Origin of the sequence: Jiella soli (genome assembly GCF_020615385.1) — a bacterium.
GTDB lineage: Bacteria > Pseudomonadota > Alphaproteobacteria > Rhizobiales > Rhizobiaceae > VKMB-3413.
Genome location: NZ_JAJAVB010000036.1, coordinates 1 through 14,587, shown reverse-complemented (window position 1 = coordinate 14,587; position 14,587 = coordinate 1). Strand labels below are relative to the sequence as shown.

General features: G+C 67.9%; 16 protein-coding genes and 1 pseudogene. 15 read left to right on the top strand and 2 right to left on the bottom strand.

Annotated features, from left to right (window positions below):
* From LH400_RS21955 to LH400_RS21885, 15 genes are all read left to right on the top strand, one after another.
* Nucleotides 1-352 (top strand): transposase (locus LH400_RS21955; protein ID WP_229155604.1); only part of this gene is annotated, 352 nt, incomplete at its 5' end.
* Nucleotides 336-530, top strand: a complete 195-nt coding sequence (locus LH400_RS21950; RefSeq protein ID WP_229155597.1) for a C40 family peptidase — start codon at nt 336-338, stop codon at nt 528-530. The genes LH400_RS21955 and LH400_RS21950, both read left to right, overlap by 17 nt.
* Before the next feature lie 9 nt (nt 531-539).
* Nucleotides 540-4,505: a baseplate multidomain protein megatron gene (locus LH400_RS21945; protein ID WP_229155595.1), complete on the top strand. Its 3,966-nt coding sequence runs from the start codon at nt 540-542 to the stop codon at nt 4,503-4,505.
* Nucleotides 4,506-4,512: 7 nt separating this feature from the next.
* Nucleotides 4,513-5,589 (top strand): DUF2793 domain-containing protein, encoded by a 1,077-nt coding sequence (locus LH400_RS21940; protein WP_229155593.1) that lies wholly within the window; start codon nt 4,513-4,515, stop codon nt 5,587-5,589.
* A 19-nt stretch (nt 5,590-5,608) separates the two neighbouring features.
* Entirely contained in the window at nt 5,609-5,899 is a 291-nt protein-coding gene (locus LH400_RS21935; protein ID WP_229155592.1) for a DUF6127 family protein, read from the top strand.
* A 73-nt stretch (nt 5,900-5,972) separates the two neighbouring features.
* Complete coding sequence (locus tag LH400_RS21930) at nt 5,973-7,070, top strand: YcbK family protein (protein ID WP_229155591.1); 1,098 nt, start codon at nt 5,973-5,975, stop codon at nt 7,068-7,070.
* 180 nt (nt 7,071-7,250) lie between these two features.
* The gene (locus LH400_RS21925) at nt 7,251-7,538 is read left to right on the top strand and encodes an ArsR/SmtB family transcription factor (protein ID WP_229155590.1); all 288 of its coding nucleotides are present in this window, start codon (nt 7,251-7,253) and stop codon (nt 7,536-7,538) included.
* On the top strand, nt 7,535-8,593 hold the full coding sequence (locus LH400_RS21920) for a permease (RefSeq protein WP_229155589.1): 1,059 nt from the start codon (nt 7,535-7,537) through the stop codon (nt 8,591-8,593). The genes LH400_RS21925 and LH400_RS21920 overlap by 4 nt, the downstream gene beginning before the upstream one ends.
* 12 nt (nt 8,594-8,605) lie before the next feature.
* The gene (locus tag LH400_RS21915) at nt 8,606-8,842 is read left to right on the top strand and encodes a thioredoxin family protein (protein WP_229155588.1); all 237 of its coding nucleotides are present in this window, start codon (nt 8,606-8,608) and stop codon (nt 8,840-8,842) included.
* Nucleotides 8,839-9,753, top strand: a complete 915-nt coding sequence (locus LH400_RS21910; RefSeq protein WP_229155587.1) for an MBL fold metallo-hydrolase — start codon at nt 8,839-8,841, stop codon at nt 9,751-9,753. The genes LH400_RS21915 and LH400_RS21910 overlap by 4 nt, the downstream gene beginning before the upstream one ends.
* Nucleotides 9,753-10,157 carry an OsmC family protein gene (locus tag LH400_RS21905; protein ID WP_229155586.1) on the top strand — a complete coding sequence of 135 codons (405 nt, stop codon included), beginning with the start codon at nt 9,753-9,755 and terminating at the stop codon, nt 10,155-10,157. Before LH400_RS21910 ends, LH400_RS21905 begins: the two co-directional genes overlap by 1 nt.
* A 3-nt stretch (nt 10,158-10,160) precedes the next feature.
* Entirely contained in the window at nt 10,161-11,060 is a 900-nt protein-coding gene (locus tag LH400_RS21900) for a cation diffusion facilitator family transporter (protein ID WP_229155585.1), read from the top strand.
* An 83-nt stretch (nt 11,061-11,143) separates the two neighbouring features.
* On the top strand, nt 11,144-11,461 hold the full coding sequence (locus tag LH400_RS21895) for an ArsR/SmtB family transcription factor (protein ID WP_229155583.1): 318 nt from the start codon (nt 11,144-11,146) through the stop codon (nt 11,459-11,461).
* 55 nt (nt 11,462-11,516) lie between these two features.
* A complete protein-coding gene (locus tag LH400_RS21890) occupies nt 11,517-12,569 on the top strand; it encodes a permease (protein ID WP_229155606.1) in 1,053 nt (350 codons plus the stop codon).
* A gap of 55 nt (nt 12,570-12,624) precedes the next feature.
* The gene (locus LH400_RS21885; protein ID WP_229155582.1) at nt 12,625-13,785 is read left to right on the top strand and encodes an MFS transporter; all 1,161 of its coding nucleotides are present in this window, start codon (nt 12,625-12,627) and stop codon (nt 13,783-13,785) included.
* Between the two features lie 36 nt (nt 13,786-13,821).
* On the opposite strand, the pseudogene LH400_RS21880 reads toward LH400_RS21885, so the two are convergent.
* Together LH400_RS21880 and LH400_RS21875 are read right to left on the bottom strand one after the other, a co-directional pair.
* Nucleotides 13,822-14,175 (bottom strand): annotated as a pseudogene (locus tag LH400_RS21880) (NAD(P)H-dependent oxidoreductase); the annotation flags it as partial.
* A 120-nt stretch (nt 14,176-14,295) separates the two neighbouring features.
* On the bottom strand, nt 14,296-14,529 hold the full coding sequence (locus LH400_RS21875) for an ArsC/Spx/MgsR family protein (protein ID WP_370638455.1): 234 nt from the start codon (nt 14,527-14,529) through the stop codon (nt 14,296-14,298).
* Nucleotides 14,530-14,587 lie beyond the last annotated feature (58 nt).

Below are 14,587 nucleotides of genomic sequence, written 5' to 3'. Positions count from 1 at the left end.
TCTCACCGCCGGGCAAGCTCATGACGGCCGCTCGGCCGCCGGCATGCTCGACACCATCGGTCCGGGGCAGGCCTTGCTTGCCGATGCGGCCTACGACAGCGACGCCTTGCGTCGGCAGATGAAGGCACAAGGCGGCTGGGCCTGTGTAAAGCCGATGCCCAACCGCCGCGAAAAGCCGCCCTTCAGCCGCTATCTCTATCGCTTCCGGAACATTGTCGAGCGGTTCTTCAACCGCATCAAACACTACCGCGCCATCGCTACCCGCTACGAAAAGCACGACGCAAATTATCTCGCACTCGTCAAACTCGCCTCCATCCGAATATGGATCGCGGCTAATGAGTCGGTGGCCTAGTCCCGGCGCGCTGGTCCTGTTCCGCATGAAGCCCCGCGCCATCGCCAAGCATGTCGAGATCCTCACCGGTCCCGGCTCCTTCCTCCACGCCTATGAGCGGCTCGGCGTGATCGAAGAACCGCTGACTCAATCCTGGCGGCGGCGCATCGCCTTTGCTTTCCTTTTTCCGCAACGCTGAGACCCCGACATGGCAACGCTCGTCCTCGGTGCCGCTGGCGCCGCCATTGGCGGCAGCATCGGCGGCGCGATCCTCGGCGTCAGCGCCGCGACCATCGGCGGCTTCATCGGCTCCAGCATCGGCTCGGTCGTCGACAGCTGGATCGTCTCCTCGCTCGCGCCCACGCAGCGCATCGAGGGCGCGCGGCTCGACACGCTGCGCATCACCTCGGCGACCGAAGGCGCGGTCATCCCGCGGCTCTATGGGCGGATGCGGCTGGGCGGCAACATCATCTGGGCGACTGATTTCCGCGAGGAGACGAAGACCACCACGCAGGGCGGCGGCAAGGGCGGCGGGGGCGGCAAGGTCAAGACGACCGAGTATCTGTACTACGCCAGCTTCGCCGTCGCCTTGTGCGAGGGCCCGATCACCGGGATCGGGCGCATCTGGGCCGACGGCAAGCCGATGGACCTCTCCGGCGTCACCTGGCGCTGGTATCGGGGCGACGAGGCGCAGACGGCGGACCCGTTCATCGCGGCCAGGATGGGCGCGGCCAGCACGCCTGCCTATCGCGGCACGGCCTATGTGGTCTTCGAGGAGTTGGCGCTCTCGACCTACGGCAACCGCCTGCCGCAGCTGTCCTTCGAGGTGTTCCGCCCGCTCGCCGATCCCGACACCGCCGAGGGGCTGACCAGCGCCGTCACCATGATCCCGGCCTCGGGCGAGTTCACCTACGCGACGCAGGCGATCCGCAAGACCGATGGCGGCGCGACGGTGCCGGAGAACCTGAACGCGCTGGCAGACTCCACCGACATGGTGGAGGCGCTTGACCGGCTGCAGGCCATGGCGCCGAAGGTGAAGAGCGTCAGCCTGGTCGTTGCCTGGTTCGGCGACGATCTGCGGGCGGGCTCCTGCAAGGTGCGGCCGGGCGTCGAGGTGTCGGCCAAATCCACCACGCCCGCCAGCTGGTCGGTGAACGGCGTGAGCCGCGCCAACGCCTTCCTCGTCAGCCGCGACGACCAGGATCGTCCGGTCTATGGCGGCACGCCGTCCGACTTCGCGGTGGTGCAGGCGATCCAGGAGATGAAGGCGCGCGGGCTGCGCGTGACCTTCTATCCGTTCATCCTGATGGACGTGCCGCCCGGCAACACCCTGCCGAACCCGTATTCCGACAACGCCGCGGAGACGGGCCAGCCCGCGTTCCCTTGGCGCGGCCGGATTACCTGCTCGCCTGCAGCGGTGTTCGCAGGGACCGCGGACAAGACCGCCACGGCCGCAAGCCAGGTCGCGGCGCTGTTCGGCGCGGCGACGCCCGCCAGCTTCAGCGTCTCGGGTCAGTCAGTTTCGTGGACCGGGCCATCCGGCGACTGGGGCCTGCGCCGCATGGTGCTGCACTATGCCCATCTCTGTGCGGCGGCGGGCGGGGTGGATGCCTTCCTGATCGGTACCGAGATGCCGGGGCTGACGACGATCCGCTCTGGGGCCAGCGCCTATCCGGCGGTGCAGGCCTATCGGGACCTCCTTGCGGATGTGCGGTCCATCCTCGGGTCCGGGACGAACATCGGCTACGCGGCGGACTGGAGCGAGTATTTTGGGCACCAGCCGGGCGATGGCAGCGGCGACGTGTTCTTCCACATCGACCCGCTCTGGGCCGATCCGGAGATCGATTTCGTCGGCATCGACAACTACATGCCGCTGTCGGACTGGCGGGACGGGTTCGAGCATGCCGACGCGGCCGAGGGCTGGCCCGCGATCTACGACCGGGCCTATCTGCAGGCGAACATCGCGGGCGGCGAAGGCTTCGACTGGTTCTATGCCAGCGCGGCCGACCGCACCGCGCAGGTCCGGACCGCGATCACCGACGGCGCGGCCGCCAAGCCATGGGTCTTCCGCTACAAGGATCTGCGCGCCTGGTGGTCGAACCCGCATTACGACCGTCCGGGCGGCATAGAGAGCGCGACGCCGACGGCGTGGGCCCCGCAGTCCAAGCCGATCTGGTTCACCGAACTGGGCTGCCCCGCCATCGACCGGGCCACCAATCAGCCGAACGTCTTCTTCGACCCGAAATCGTCCGAGAGCTTCACGCCGCATTTCTCGCGGGGCTGGCGCGACGACGCGATCCAGCGCGCCTATCTCGAGGCGACTTACTTGTTCTGGAACGACGCCACGAACAACCCGGTCTCATCGGTCTACGGCGGCCGGATGGTGCACGTCCCCGAATGCGCCGCCTGGACCTGGGACGCGCGGCCCTATCCGTTCTTTCCGGCGCTGACCGACGTCTGGACGGACGGCGCGAACTGGCGGCTCGGCCACTGGCTGACCGGGCGGCTGGGAGCGGTGTCGTTGGCCGCACTTGTCCGGCACCTCTGCCTGCGCGCCGGGCTCCCCGAGGACCGCATCGACGTCTCCGGCCTCTGGGGCGCAGTGGAAGGCTACGCGATCACTGCGCTCGAAAGCCCGCGCGCCTCGATCACCACGCTGTCGCGCCACTTCGGCTTCGACGCAGTCGAGACCGAGGGCGTGATCCGCTTCATCATGCGCGGCCGGGCCTCCGTCGCGACCCTCGCACCCGATGATCTGGTGGCACCCCGCGAGGGCGACCTGCTGGAGCTGACGCGCGGCCAGGAGACGGAACTGCCGCAGGCGCTGAAATGGCAGGTCGCGCGGGCGGACGAGGACTACGACGCGGCCCTCGTCGAGGCGCGGCGCATCACCGTCGACACGACCCGGATCGCCTCCGAGTCCTTCCCGATGGCGGTGCCGCCCGAGGAGGCCGAGCGCCGCTGCCGCCGCGCGCTGATGGAGGCATGGGTGGGGCGCGAGACGGCGGCGTTCCGTCTGCCGCCCTCGCGGCTCGCGCTCGATCCGGCCGACGCGATCCGGCTGGAGCATGACGGGCGGCTGGTGGACCTCCGGCTCGTTTCCATCGCCGATGCCGAGGCACGCGGGATCGAGGCGGTCCGGCAGGATCGCGCGACCTACGACCTGCCGCCCGGCGATCCCCGCGCGGCATCGCTGACTCGCGCCGTCGTGTTCGGCGCGCCGGACGCGGTGCTGATGGACCTGCCGCAGCTGACCGAGGACCAGCCCGCGCACCGGCCGCTGATCGCCGCGCACGCGGTTCCCTGGCCCGGCGAGTTGGCGGTGTTTCGCAGCCCTTCGACCGATGGCTTCGAGCTGCTGACGACGTTCGGCAGTCGCGCCCGGATTGGGGCTCTCGTCTCGGACTTCTTCGCAGGCCCCACCTCGCGCTTCGACCTCGGCAATGCGCTGGTGGTCGACTTGCTGACAGGCACGCTGGAGAGCGTCACGGACCTGACGCTGTTCGGCGGGGCCAACGCGCTGGCGATCGAAAGTGCGCCCGGCGTCTGGGAGATCGTCCAGGCGGGCGCGGCCGAGCTGATCGCGCCCGGCCGGTATCGCCTGACTCGGCTCTTGCGCGGCCAGCGTGGGACCGAAAGCGCCATGAGCAATCCGGCGCCCGCAGGCGCGCGTGTCGTCGTGCTGGACGACAGCCTCGCGTCGCTGCCGATCGCCGAGGCCGATCTCGGCATCCCGTGGAACTGGCGCATCGGTCCAGCCAGCCGCCCGGTCAGCGACGAGACCTACGTGGCGCAGACCTTCACGCCCGAGGGCGTCGGTCTCCGACCGTTCTCCGTTGCCCATGTTGAGCAGCCATGGCGCACGCCGCGCACGTCCGGCGATCTGATGATCCGCTGGACGCGCCGGTCCCGGTCGCTCGCGGCCGACAACTGGGGCGGGCTTGAGGTGCCGCTCGGAGAAGAACTCGAAGCCTATGAGGTCGAAATCCTCGACGGCGCGACCGTGAAGCGCGTGCTGAGCGCGACCACGACCAGCCCGATTTACACCGCCGCCCACCAGACCGCCGACTGGGGCGCGCTGCTCGGCCCCGGCGACACGCTCGACATCCGCATTTTCCAGCTCTCCGCCCTCGTGGGACGGGGCGCGCCGAAAACCGTCACGCTGACATTCTGAGGGCCCCATGTCCGATGCCACGACCCATCTGCTGCTGCCCTACATCCTGGCGGCGCAGGCCCAGAAGCACGTCACCCACAACGAGACGCTGCGGATCCTCGACGGGCTCGTCCAGCTCTCCGTCCTCGACCGGGACCTTACCGCGCCGCCTGCCAGCCCCGCCGACGGTGACCGCTACATCGTCGGCTCGGGCCCGACGGGCGACTGGGCGGGGTGGGACCTGAATGTCGCGATCTGGACCGATGGCGCCTGGCTCCGCCTGCCGCCACGGACCGGTTGGCGGGCATGGGTCGAGGACGAGGGCCTGCTGCTGGTCTACGACGGCGCGGGCTGGATCGGGACTACGCCCGCGGCGCTGCAGAACATGGCGCTCCTCGGAGTCGGTACGACGGCGGATGCGTCGAACCCGTTCTCGGCCAAACTCAACGCTGCGCTCTGGACGGCGAAGACCGCGGCCGAGGGCGGCACCGGCGACCTGTTCTACACCATGAACAAGGAGGCTGCTGGCGACGATCTCGGGCTGACGCTGCAGACCGGCTTCGTGACCAAGGCGCTGGTGGGGCTGTTCGGGTCGGACCGTTTCCGGCTCGCGGTCTCCGCCGACGGCAGCACCTTCTTCGACGGCCTCAGCGTCGACAACGCCACCGGCATCGTCGATCAGCCCCGGCTGCCCCGCTTCAAGGCCTGGACGAACTACGACAACTATGTTGGCGTCGGCACCTGGACGAAGATCGGCCTGAACAACACCGACACCAACGATCAGGGGGCGTTCGACGCCGCGAACAACCACTTCGTGGCGCCCGTCGACGGCACCTACCTGTTCGGCGCGACGCTCCTCTACAAGATCAACGCCAGCGCCACGGCCCGCATGCGCGGGCGGCTCGTCCTGAACGGCACGACGGAAATCCGCGGCTCCCTCGGCGAAATCTCCGCCACCCACGTCTCGCTCGCCACCGCGATCTGGCTGCAGACCATGGTGCCGCTGGCCGCGGGCGACACCGTCGAGCTGCAGGGGGATTTCCGGGTCGCGGACGGCTATTTCGCCGCCGATCGCACCTCCTTCTGGGGCTGCAAGATCGGCTGAGCGGCGGAAGGAGGATCCAATGACACCACGCCGATCCGAGGGGTTCGTGCGCATGCCCGACGCTGAGTTCGAGGCGATCCTGACACGGGCGGCCGAGGAAGGCGCGAAGCGCGCGCTCGCAGATGTGGGCCTCGACGGCGACGACGAGGCCGCGCTCGACATCCGCGATCTGCGCTCCCTCGTGGATTGCATCCGACTGGTGCGGCGGACGGCCATGCAGACCGCCGTCCGCATGATCACCACCGGCGTCATGCTGGCGCTGCTCGCGGGCATCGCCATCAAGCTCAAGATCTTCGGCGGCGGCCCGTAGTCGCTCCCCATCCCCATTCATCAGCCCAACCGCACCCGCCCTTGAGGCGGGTTTTTCGTTTCTGGAGGACCCCATGACGACCACCTTCCACCGCCATTGGCGCGACGTGTCCGAGAGCACCTGGCGCTGGCCGAATTTCAGCCCGGCCGAAACCGCCTGCCGGGGCACCGGCAAGCTGCTCATCAACGAATCCGCGCTCGACAAGCTGCAGGCGCTCCGCGACCGGCTGGGCAAGCCGCTGATCGTCCGCTCGGCCTATCGGAGCCCCGAGCACAACCGCGCCGTGGGCGGCGCGCCCCGGTCGAAGCACCTCGACGGCGCCGCCTTCGACATTGACATGGCGAACCACGACCCGGTGGCGTTCGAGGCCGCGGCACGGGAGGTGGGGTTCCTCGGCTTCGGCTTCTATCCGCGCTCGGGTTTCATCCATGTCGACCTCGGGCCCGCACGACAATGGGGCGAGCGCTTCCCGGTCCGGGCGACGGCCTTCGCTGCCGAGACGCCGCTCGCACGCGAAGTGCTGGCCGAGAGCCGCAGCATGAAGGGTGGTGGCGCGGCAGGCGTGGCGACGCTGGGTGCGGCCGGGGTCGAGGTGGCGCAGAACGTCCTGGCCGAGACCCAGACCGCGATCCTGCCGCTGGTGCCGTATCTCGACACCCTGCGCTGGGTGTTCATCGCCGTGGCGCTCGGGGGGATCGCGGTCACGATCTACGCGCGCCTCGACGACTGGAAACGGGGGCGGCGGGGATCGCCGGGCTGCTCACCGGGGTCGCCGTCAGCCCATGGATGCGAGCCGCGCTACGCTACGGCGCCATCGCCCTCGCTGTGCTCCTCTTCCTGCTCTCGCTTCGGCGGTCCGGCGAGCGAGCGGGACGCCTCGCCGAACGCCTTGAGACCACGGAGAATGTCAATGATGTCCAACGCCAGATGCTGGAAGCAGCAGCTCGCCGTCCTCATTCTCGCGACGATCTGGCTGAGCGGCTGCGCGACGGGCGCTTCTGACCTCGGCGGCCTCGGGACGTGTCCGCCTGTCGTCGAGTACAGTCAGGAGTTCCAGGCGCGGGCGGCCGAGCAATTGACCCTGCTGCCCGAGGGATCGGCGATCGAGGAGATGCTCAGCGACTACGCCGTAATGCGAGAGCAGGCACGGGTGTGCGGAGCCTCGCCGTGATGTCGGCTCGCTGCACCAGTTCCAAGCGATGTTGGCGACCCACTCCGGGTCAATTCCAGCGCCTCACGGCGCGCGGACCAAGTCCCGCTTCGGTCGACATGTATGTCGCGCGCGCGGGAGGTTGGCGGAGGTTGATATGGATCAAGGCGCATATGCGCAGCGACGCATAATCATCCCGCCATGCAGGATGTACTGACCGCCATTTGCGACCCGACCCGCCGCGCCGCGCTCGCCCTTCTCTGGGATGGGGGTGAGCACTGTGTCTGCGAATTGATGGTGAGGCTCGACGCAAGCCAGAGCCGGATGTCGCGGCACATGAAGGTGCTGCGGGAGGCCGGCCTCGTGCTGGACAGACGCGACGCGCAATGGGTGCGCTACCGCCGGAACCCCGACCTCGCGCCGGAATTCGCGGCCGTGATCGACGCTGTGCTGACCGCCGAATTCAATCTTGAAAGGAAGGTCGCATGACCGTCGAGACACTTGACCCGGCCCCGCATCGCGGCGCGCCCGACTGGCTCTGGTATGTCGGCGTCCCCGCCGTCGGCGCGGTCCTCTACCTGCTCTATGGTCAGCTGATCCCGATTTCGGAATGGGTGACGGCGCTGTTTCCGGTGGCGCGCGACAGCCACACTGGAGAGGCGATCGCCTTTTTCGTCTACGATGTGCCGAAGGTGCTGCTGCTGCTGACGGGCATCGTCTTCGTCACCGGCGTGCTGCGCAGCTGGTTCAGCCCGGAAAAGACCCGCGCGATCCTGGCGGGCAAACGCGAGATCTGGGGCTATCCGCTGGCCTCGCTTCTGGGCGTGCTGACGCCGTTCTGCTCGTGCTCCTCGGTGCCGCTCTTCATCGGCTTTGTCTCGGCAGGCATCCCGCTGGGCGTGACGTCTTCCTTCCTGATCGCGGGGCCGATGGTCGGGCCGGTGGGCCTTGGATTGCTCTACGGCCTGGTCGGCTGGCAGATCGCCACGATCTATCTCGTCTTCGGATTCACCATTGCCACCGTGGCGGGGTTCATCCTCGGGCGCATGGGACTGGAGCGCTACCTTCAGGACTGGGTTCGCGAGCTGAACGCGGGCCCCGTGGGCGATCTGCCTGAAGAACGGCTGACGCTGGTGGACCGGCTGAAGATCGGTGTCGAACAGGTGCGCGAGATCGTCGGCAAGGTCTGGATCTGGGTGCTGGTCGGCATCGGCATCGGCGCGGCGATCCACGGCTACGTCCCCGAGGAGATGATGCTGCGGATCATGGGCGGCGAGGCTTGGTGGTCGGTGCCCGCCGCCGTCGTCGTGGGCGTGCCGATGTACACCAATGCGGCCGGTGTCATTCCCATCGTGGAGGCGCTGCTGGGCAAGGGCGCGGCGCTTGGCACGACGCTGGCCTTCATGATGTCGGTGATCGCGCTGTCGCTGCCCGAGATGATCATCCTGAAGCAGGTGCTGAAACTTCGCCTCATCGCGATCTTCATCGCGGTCGTCTCGGGGGGCATTCTCGCCACCGGCTTTCTCTTCAACGCCATTCTCTGAAAGGGCTCTCCAATGAAAACCGTCAATGTCTACGGCCCCGGCTGCAAGCGCTGCGAGGCGACCGAAACCATGGTCAAGGACGCGGCATCCCGCTTGGGCGTCGAGGTCGAAGTCGTGAAGATCACCGACGCGCGATCCATCGCCATGGCGGGCGTCATGTCCACGCCGGGCATCTCGGTCGACGGCAAGCTTGTCCACGCTGGCGGCTTGCCGGACGCGGGAAAGCTCGAAGGCTGGCTCCGCGCATGATCCGCGCTCTGGTCGCCGCCGTTGCCGTCCTCACTTGTCCGACCGTCGCCTTGGCGGATGTCCTCGAGGTCCAACCGGTCACGGATGATGTCTGGGCGATCGTCGGCCCGCTGGAACAGCGCAGCCCGGAAAACCTCGCCAACAACGCCACCTTCGGACTGGTCGTGACGCCCGAGGGGGCGGTCCTGATCGACCCGGGCGGGTCCTGGCAGGGTGCCGAGATGCTGCACGCCGTCATCCGCACCGTCACCGATCAGCCGGTGGTTCATGTCATCAATACGGGCGGACAGGATCACCGCTGGCTCGGCAACAGCTACTGGCAGGCGCAGGGCGCCACGGTGATCGCCTCGGAAGCGGCGGTCGAGGATCATCGCGCCCGCGCCGACGACCACATGATCGCACTGTCGCAGTTTCTGGGCGAAGGGCTGAACGGGACCGAACCGGCCTATGCCGATGTGACCTTTGAGACCGATTACACGCTCGAGTTTGGAGGCCTCACCTTCCAGATCATGCATCGCGGCGCGGCCCACACGCCGGGCGACAGCTTCGTCTGGCTGGACGAGCGCGATGTGATGTTCACCGGCGACATCGTCTATGTCGACCGCCTGCTGGGCAACGGCCCCGCACGCGACACCGACAGCTGGATCGCGGTCTTCGAGACGATGGCGGCGTTTGGACCCGCGCATATCGTGCCCGGCCATGGCCGGGCGACCGATCTTTCCAAGGCCACGCGCGACACCCACGACTACCTCGTGAACCTGCGCGGCCGAATCGGGGCGCTGATCGAGGCTGGCGGGGACATCATGGACGCGCCGCAGATCGACCAGTCGGCCTGGGCCTATCTCGACCAGTTCGAGGCGCTGGCGGGCCGCAACGCGCAGGCGACCTTTGAGGAAATGGAGTGGGAGTGATGTTGGAGTATCGCGTCACCGCCCGCCGCATCGACAGCCATGGCTCGGAGGCGGAGACGAAAGCGGCGCGTCTGGTGCTCGACACCGACATGGCGGGGCGGGATGACGCCTTCAATCCCGCCGAGATGCTGCTGGCCAGCCTTGCGGCCTGCCTTCTGAAGGGGTCCGAGCGGGTGACGCCGATGCTCAAGTTTGATCTGCGCGGCATCGAGGTCAGCCTGCACGGCGTTCGTCAGGACAGCCCGCCGAAGATGGTCCGCATCGACTACGAGATCGTGGTCGATACCGACGAAACCGACCAGCGGCTGGACCTTTTGCATCGCAACCTGCGCAAGTACGGCACGATCTCGAATACGCTGGCCGAGGCGACCGAGCTTGTCGGTACGATCCGGCGGAAAGTCTGATCCATGCCCCATGACCATTCCCACGATCACGCGCCGCCTGCTGATCTTGGCCCGGCCTTTGGTTGGGCTGTGGGGCTCAATACCGGCTACGTGATCATCGAGGCCATCGCGGGGTTCCTTACCGGGTCGCTGGCGCTGCTGGCGGATGCGGCGCACAACCTGACCGACGTGGCGGGGCTGCTGATCGCCTGGGCGGCGGCGGTTCTGGCGAAACGCGTGGCGACGCAGGCGCACAGCTGGGGGCTGGGCCGGGCCACGATCATGGCGGCGATGCTGAACGCGCTCGCCATCCTGATCGGCGTGGTCTGGGTGATCTGGGAGGCGTCGCAGCGGTTCCAGTCGCCGGTCGAGGTGCCGGGGCTGACCATCCTGATCGTGGCGCTGGTGGGGATCGGCGTGAACACCGGTTCGGCGCTCCTGTTCATGCGCGCGCAGAAGGACGATCTGAACGCCAAAGGGGCCTTTCTGCACATGGCGGCCGATGCGGCGGTTTCGGGCGCCGTGGTGCTTGCCGCCATCGGGATCATGCTGACCGGCTGGACATGGCTCGATCCCGCCGTCGCCATCGCCGTCAGCCTGCTGATCGCCATCACGGCTGCAGGATTGTTCCGCGAAGCGCTGCACCTCAGCCTCGATGGCCTCCCCGACCGGGTGGACCCGGGCGAGGTCACCGCGTGGCTTGCCCGGCAGGAGGGCATTCGCGATGTGCATGACCTGCATATCTGGCCGCTCTCGACCACCCGCACGGCGCTCGCGGTGCATGTGGTCAGCGGGGCGCAGGACACCGATGCGGTGCTGCACGACCTTGCCGAGGGGTTGGAGCACGGGTTCGGGATCGCGCACAGCACGATTCAGGTCGAGCGCGAGCCCTGCGGCGCCAGCTGCCTTCGGGCCCACGCGTAACGCAGGGCATCCATTCCGGGCGCAGCACCAGGTCCGCCCAGAAGAATCATTTACAAAACTAGGATTGTGGTTATTTTGACGTCATGACCACGACCAGTCCCAACGCCCGCGCCCTTGCCGCCCTTGGCCATGATGCCCGCCTTTCGATCTTTCGCTTGCTGGTGAAGGCCGGGGACGACGGGCTGCGGGTCAGCGATATCGGCGAGCACTTGGGGCTCGCCCCGTCGACCTTGGCGCATCACCTCTCAACGCTGGTCGATGCGGGGCTGGTGCTGCAGGACAAGCAGGGCCGCGAGGTGTTCAACCGGGTCGATTTTCCCGCGATGCACCGTGTTGTCGGATTCCTGACCTCCGAATGCTGCGTCGGTGTTGCGGTCCGCGCGTCGGAGGATGCGGCGTGAGATGCGCGTGCTCTTTTCCTTGCTCTGAAACAACTGCAATTCCGGAGATTTGGTGATGACTGACACAACCCTCCCGACACCCGGCCTCCGGTCCACGCTGCGCCATCTGTGGCAGGACCAGCGGGTCTGGCTCGCTTCGGCGCTGATCCTTGCGGCGCTGGCGGTGTTCGACGCGCCCCAGGCCGCGGACAGCGCCCTGTTCGCGGGCAATGCGCTGCTGGGCACGGCGCCCTTTCTGATCCTGTCGATCGCCATCGCCGCGTGGGCCAACGCTACCGGCGCCGACAACCTGATCGCCAGGGCCTTCACCGGCGCGCCGATCCTGATGATCGGGCTGGGCGCGCTGGCGGGGGGCATCTCCCCCTTCTGCTCCTGCGGGGTGATCCCGCTGATCGCGGCGCTGCTGGCGATGGGGGTGCCGCTCTCGGCGGTGATGGCCTTCTGGCTTGCCTCGCCGATCATGGACCCGTCGATGTTCGTGCTGACGGCGGGCGTGCTGGACCTCGAGTTCGCTGTGGCTAAGACCATTGCCGCCATCGGTCTTGGCGTATTCGGCGGGACGGTGGTGCACCTGATGATGAAGGGCGGCGCCTTTGCCGACCCGCTGCGCGACGGGATCGGGAACGGCGGCTGCGGCGGCGCGAAGATCCGCGCGCCGAAGCCGGTGGTCTGGCGGTTCTGGACCGATGCGGACCGCCGGGCGAAGTTCGGCAAGACGGCGCTGACCACGACGCTGTTCCTCGCCAAATGGCTGACGCTGGCCTTCATCCTCGAGAGCCTGATGCTGGCGTGGATCCCGGCGGAAACCGTCTCCGCGGCGCTTGGGGGCGAGGGGCTGTTGCCCATCGTGACCGCAACGCTGGTGGGCGTGCCCGCCTATCTGAACGGCTATGCCGCTCTGCCACTTGTGGGTGGGTTGATCGAACAGGGCATGGCGCCGGGGGCGGGCATGGCCTTTCTCGTCGCGGGTGGCGTCACCTCGATCCCGGCGGCCATGGCGGTCTGGGCGCTGGCGCGGCCACAGGTCTTTGCAGTCTATATCGGCCTGTCCCTGACTGGCGCTTTTGCATCGGGGCTGCTGTTCCAGCTCTGGACGCAAATGGCATGAACACCTGCGGCGAGACGCGTTGTCTCGCCGCACCCTTCCTGATCGAAGCCCCATCATGATCCCAAGACTGTCACCGGCGCGGCGCGCACCTGTCGTCGCCGCCCTCGGCTCTTCCCTCACCGTCAGCTGGGCTTCCAGCTACTACATCCCGGCCGTTCTGGCCGTGCCCATGGCCGAAGACCTCAGCCTCTCACCTGTCTGGGTGTTCGGCGCGTTTTCCATGGCGATGGTGGTTTCGGCCATGGTCGGACCCTGGGCGGGAGCGCGGATCGACGGCTTTGGCGGCCGGGGCGTGCTGATGCTGTCGAACCTCGTCTTCGCGGCGGGCCTCGGGTTGCTCGCCGTGGCGCCGTCGTCCCTCGTCCTCTTCGCGGGCTGGGCTGTCATCGGGCTCGGCATGGGGATCGGGCTTTACGAGGCGGGGTTCGCCACGCTGGCGGGGATCTACGGCAAGGAGGCGCGCGGGCCGATCACCGGGATCACCCTGATCGCCGGGTTCGCGAGCACCGTCGGCTGGCCACTGTCCGGGCTGATGCTGGCGACGTGGGGCTGGCGGGAAGCCTGCATCGGTTGGGCACTGATCCATCTGACCGTGGCCTTGCCGCTGAACGCGTGGCTGCCGAAAGGCACCAGGACGCTCGCCGCAGAGGCAACGCCGGTTGAGGAGGGACCGTTACCGTCGCGCCTGGCGCTCTGGCTGCTGGCCTTCGTCTTTGCCGCTACCTGGTTCAACTCGACCGCCATGGCCGCGCACCTGCCGGGGCTGCTTCAAGCCGCAGGGGCCAGCACGGCGGTCGCCATCGCGGCCGGCGCGCTGATCGGCCCGGCGCAGGTCGCGGCGCGGGTGCTGGAGTTCGGGCTGCTGCGCCGGTTCCATCCGCTTGTCTCGACCCGCGTGGCGGCCGCGGCGCATCCCGTCGCTGCGGTGGCGCTGGTGAGTTTCGGGGGACCGGCTGCCTATGCCTTCGCCCTCCTGCACGGGGCGGGAAACGGCATCCTGACCATCGCCAAGGGCACGCTGCCGCTGGCGCTGTTCGGCGCGGCGGGATACGGGCGGCGGATCGGCTGGCTCAATGCTCCTGCCCGAATCCTTCAGGCTGCGGCGCCCCTCATCTTCGGCGCCGCGCTGACGGCCTGGGGCCTCTCGGCGATCTGGCTGACAGCAGGGATCGGCATCGCCTCGTTCATCGCTCTGCTGGCACTCAGGCGGACATGAGGCGGCGCGAACGGGCCTCGCGAACCCGCCGCGCGCTCAGGTTGCGGCGGAGAGGTTCACCCGCTTCATGAGCGCGGCCGCTGTTTCCTTGCGCTCCGAGTAGCGGTCCACGAGATACGCCTTCCGGTCGCGCGTGAGCAGCGTGAACTTCACCAATTCCTCCATGACATCCACGATCCGGTCGTAGAGCGGCGACGGGCGCATCCGTCCCGCCTCGTCGAACTCCTGAAACGCCTTGGGGATGGAGGACTGGTTGGGAATGGTCAGCATCCGCATTCAGCGCCCCAGCAGCCGCATCTGGTTCACGGCGTTGAAGCTCTGCGATCCGCCAGACACCTGCATGACCGCCAGAGTCTTGCCCTGCGTCGGGCGCACCGCGCCCGGAGCGAGCCGTAGAGGATCAGAATGCGGGGCGGATGCGTGCTGATGGCAGGGGACAGCAGCCGGTCGTGGTCGATTGCGGCGGAACTCGTCTCGTCGAGCTGTGGTGTGGTCAGATCGGTCAGGGTGTCAGGCAATCCGGTTTCCCTCGGAGTCGATGATCAATTGGCCGTCCTCCTTGGCGAAAGGACCCGGAGGGAGCTTGTCGAGCAGATCGAGGACAGTCTCGGACGGGCGGCAGAGCCTGACGCCCTTCGGCGTGCAGACGATCGGGCGGTTCACGAGGATCGGGTGGCGCGTCATGGCGTCCACGAGCGCGTAGTCTGAGAGACCGTTTGAGAATGGGTTTTGTCTGGATCTGATTTATGATTCACACTCTGGATGTGGACACGACAGACCCGAGCGAGAATGGCTTCGATCG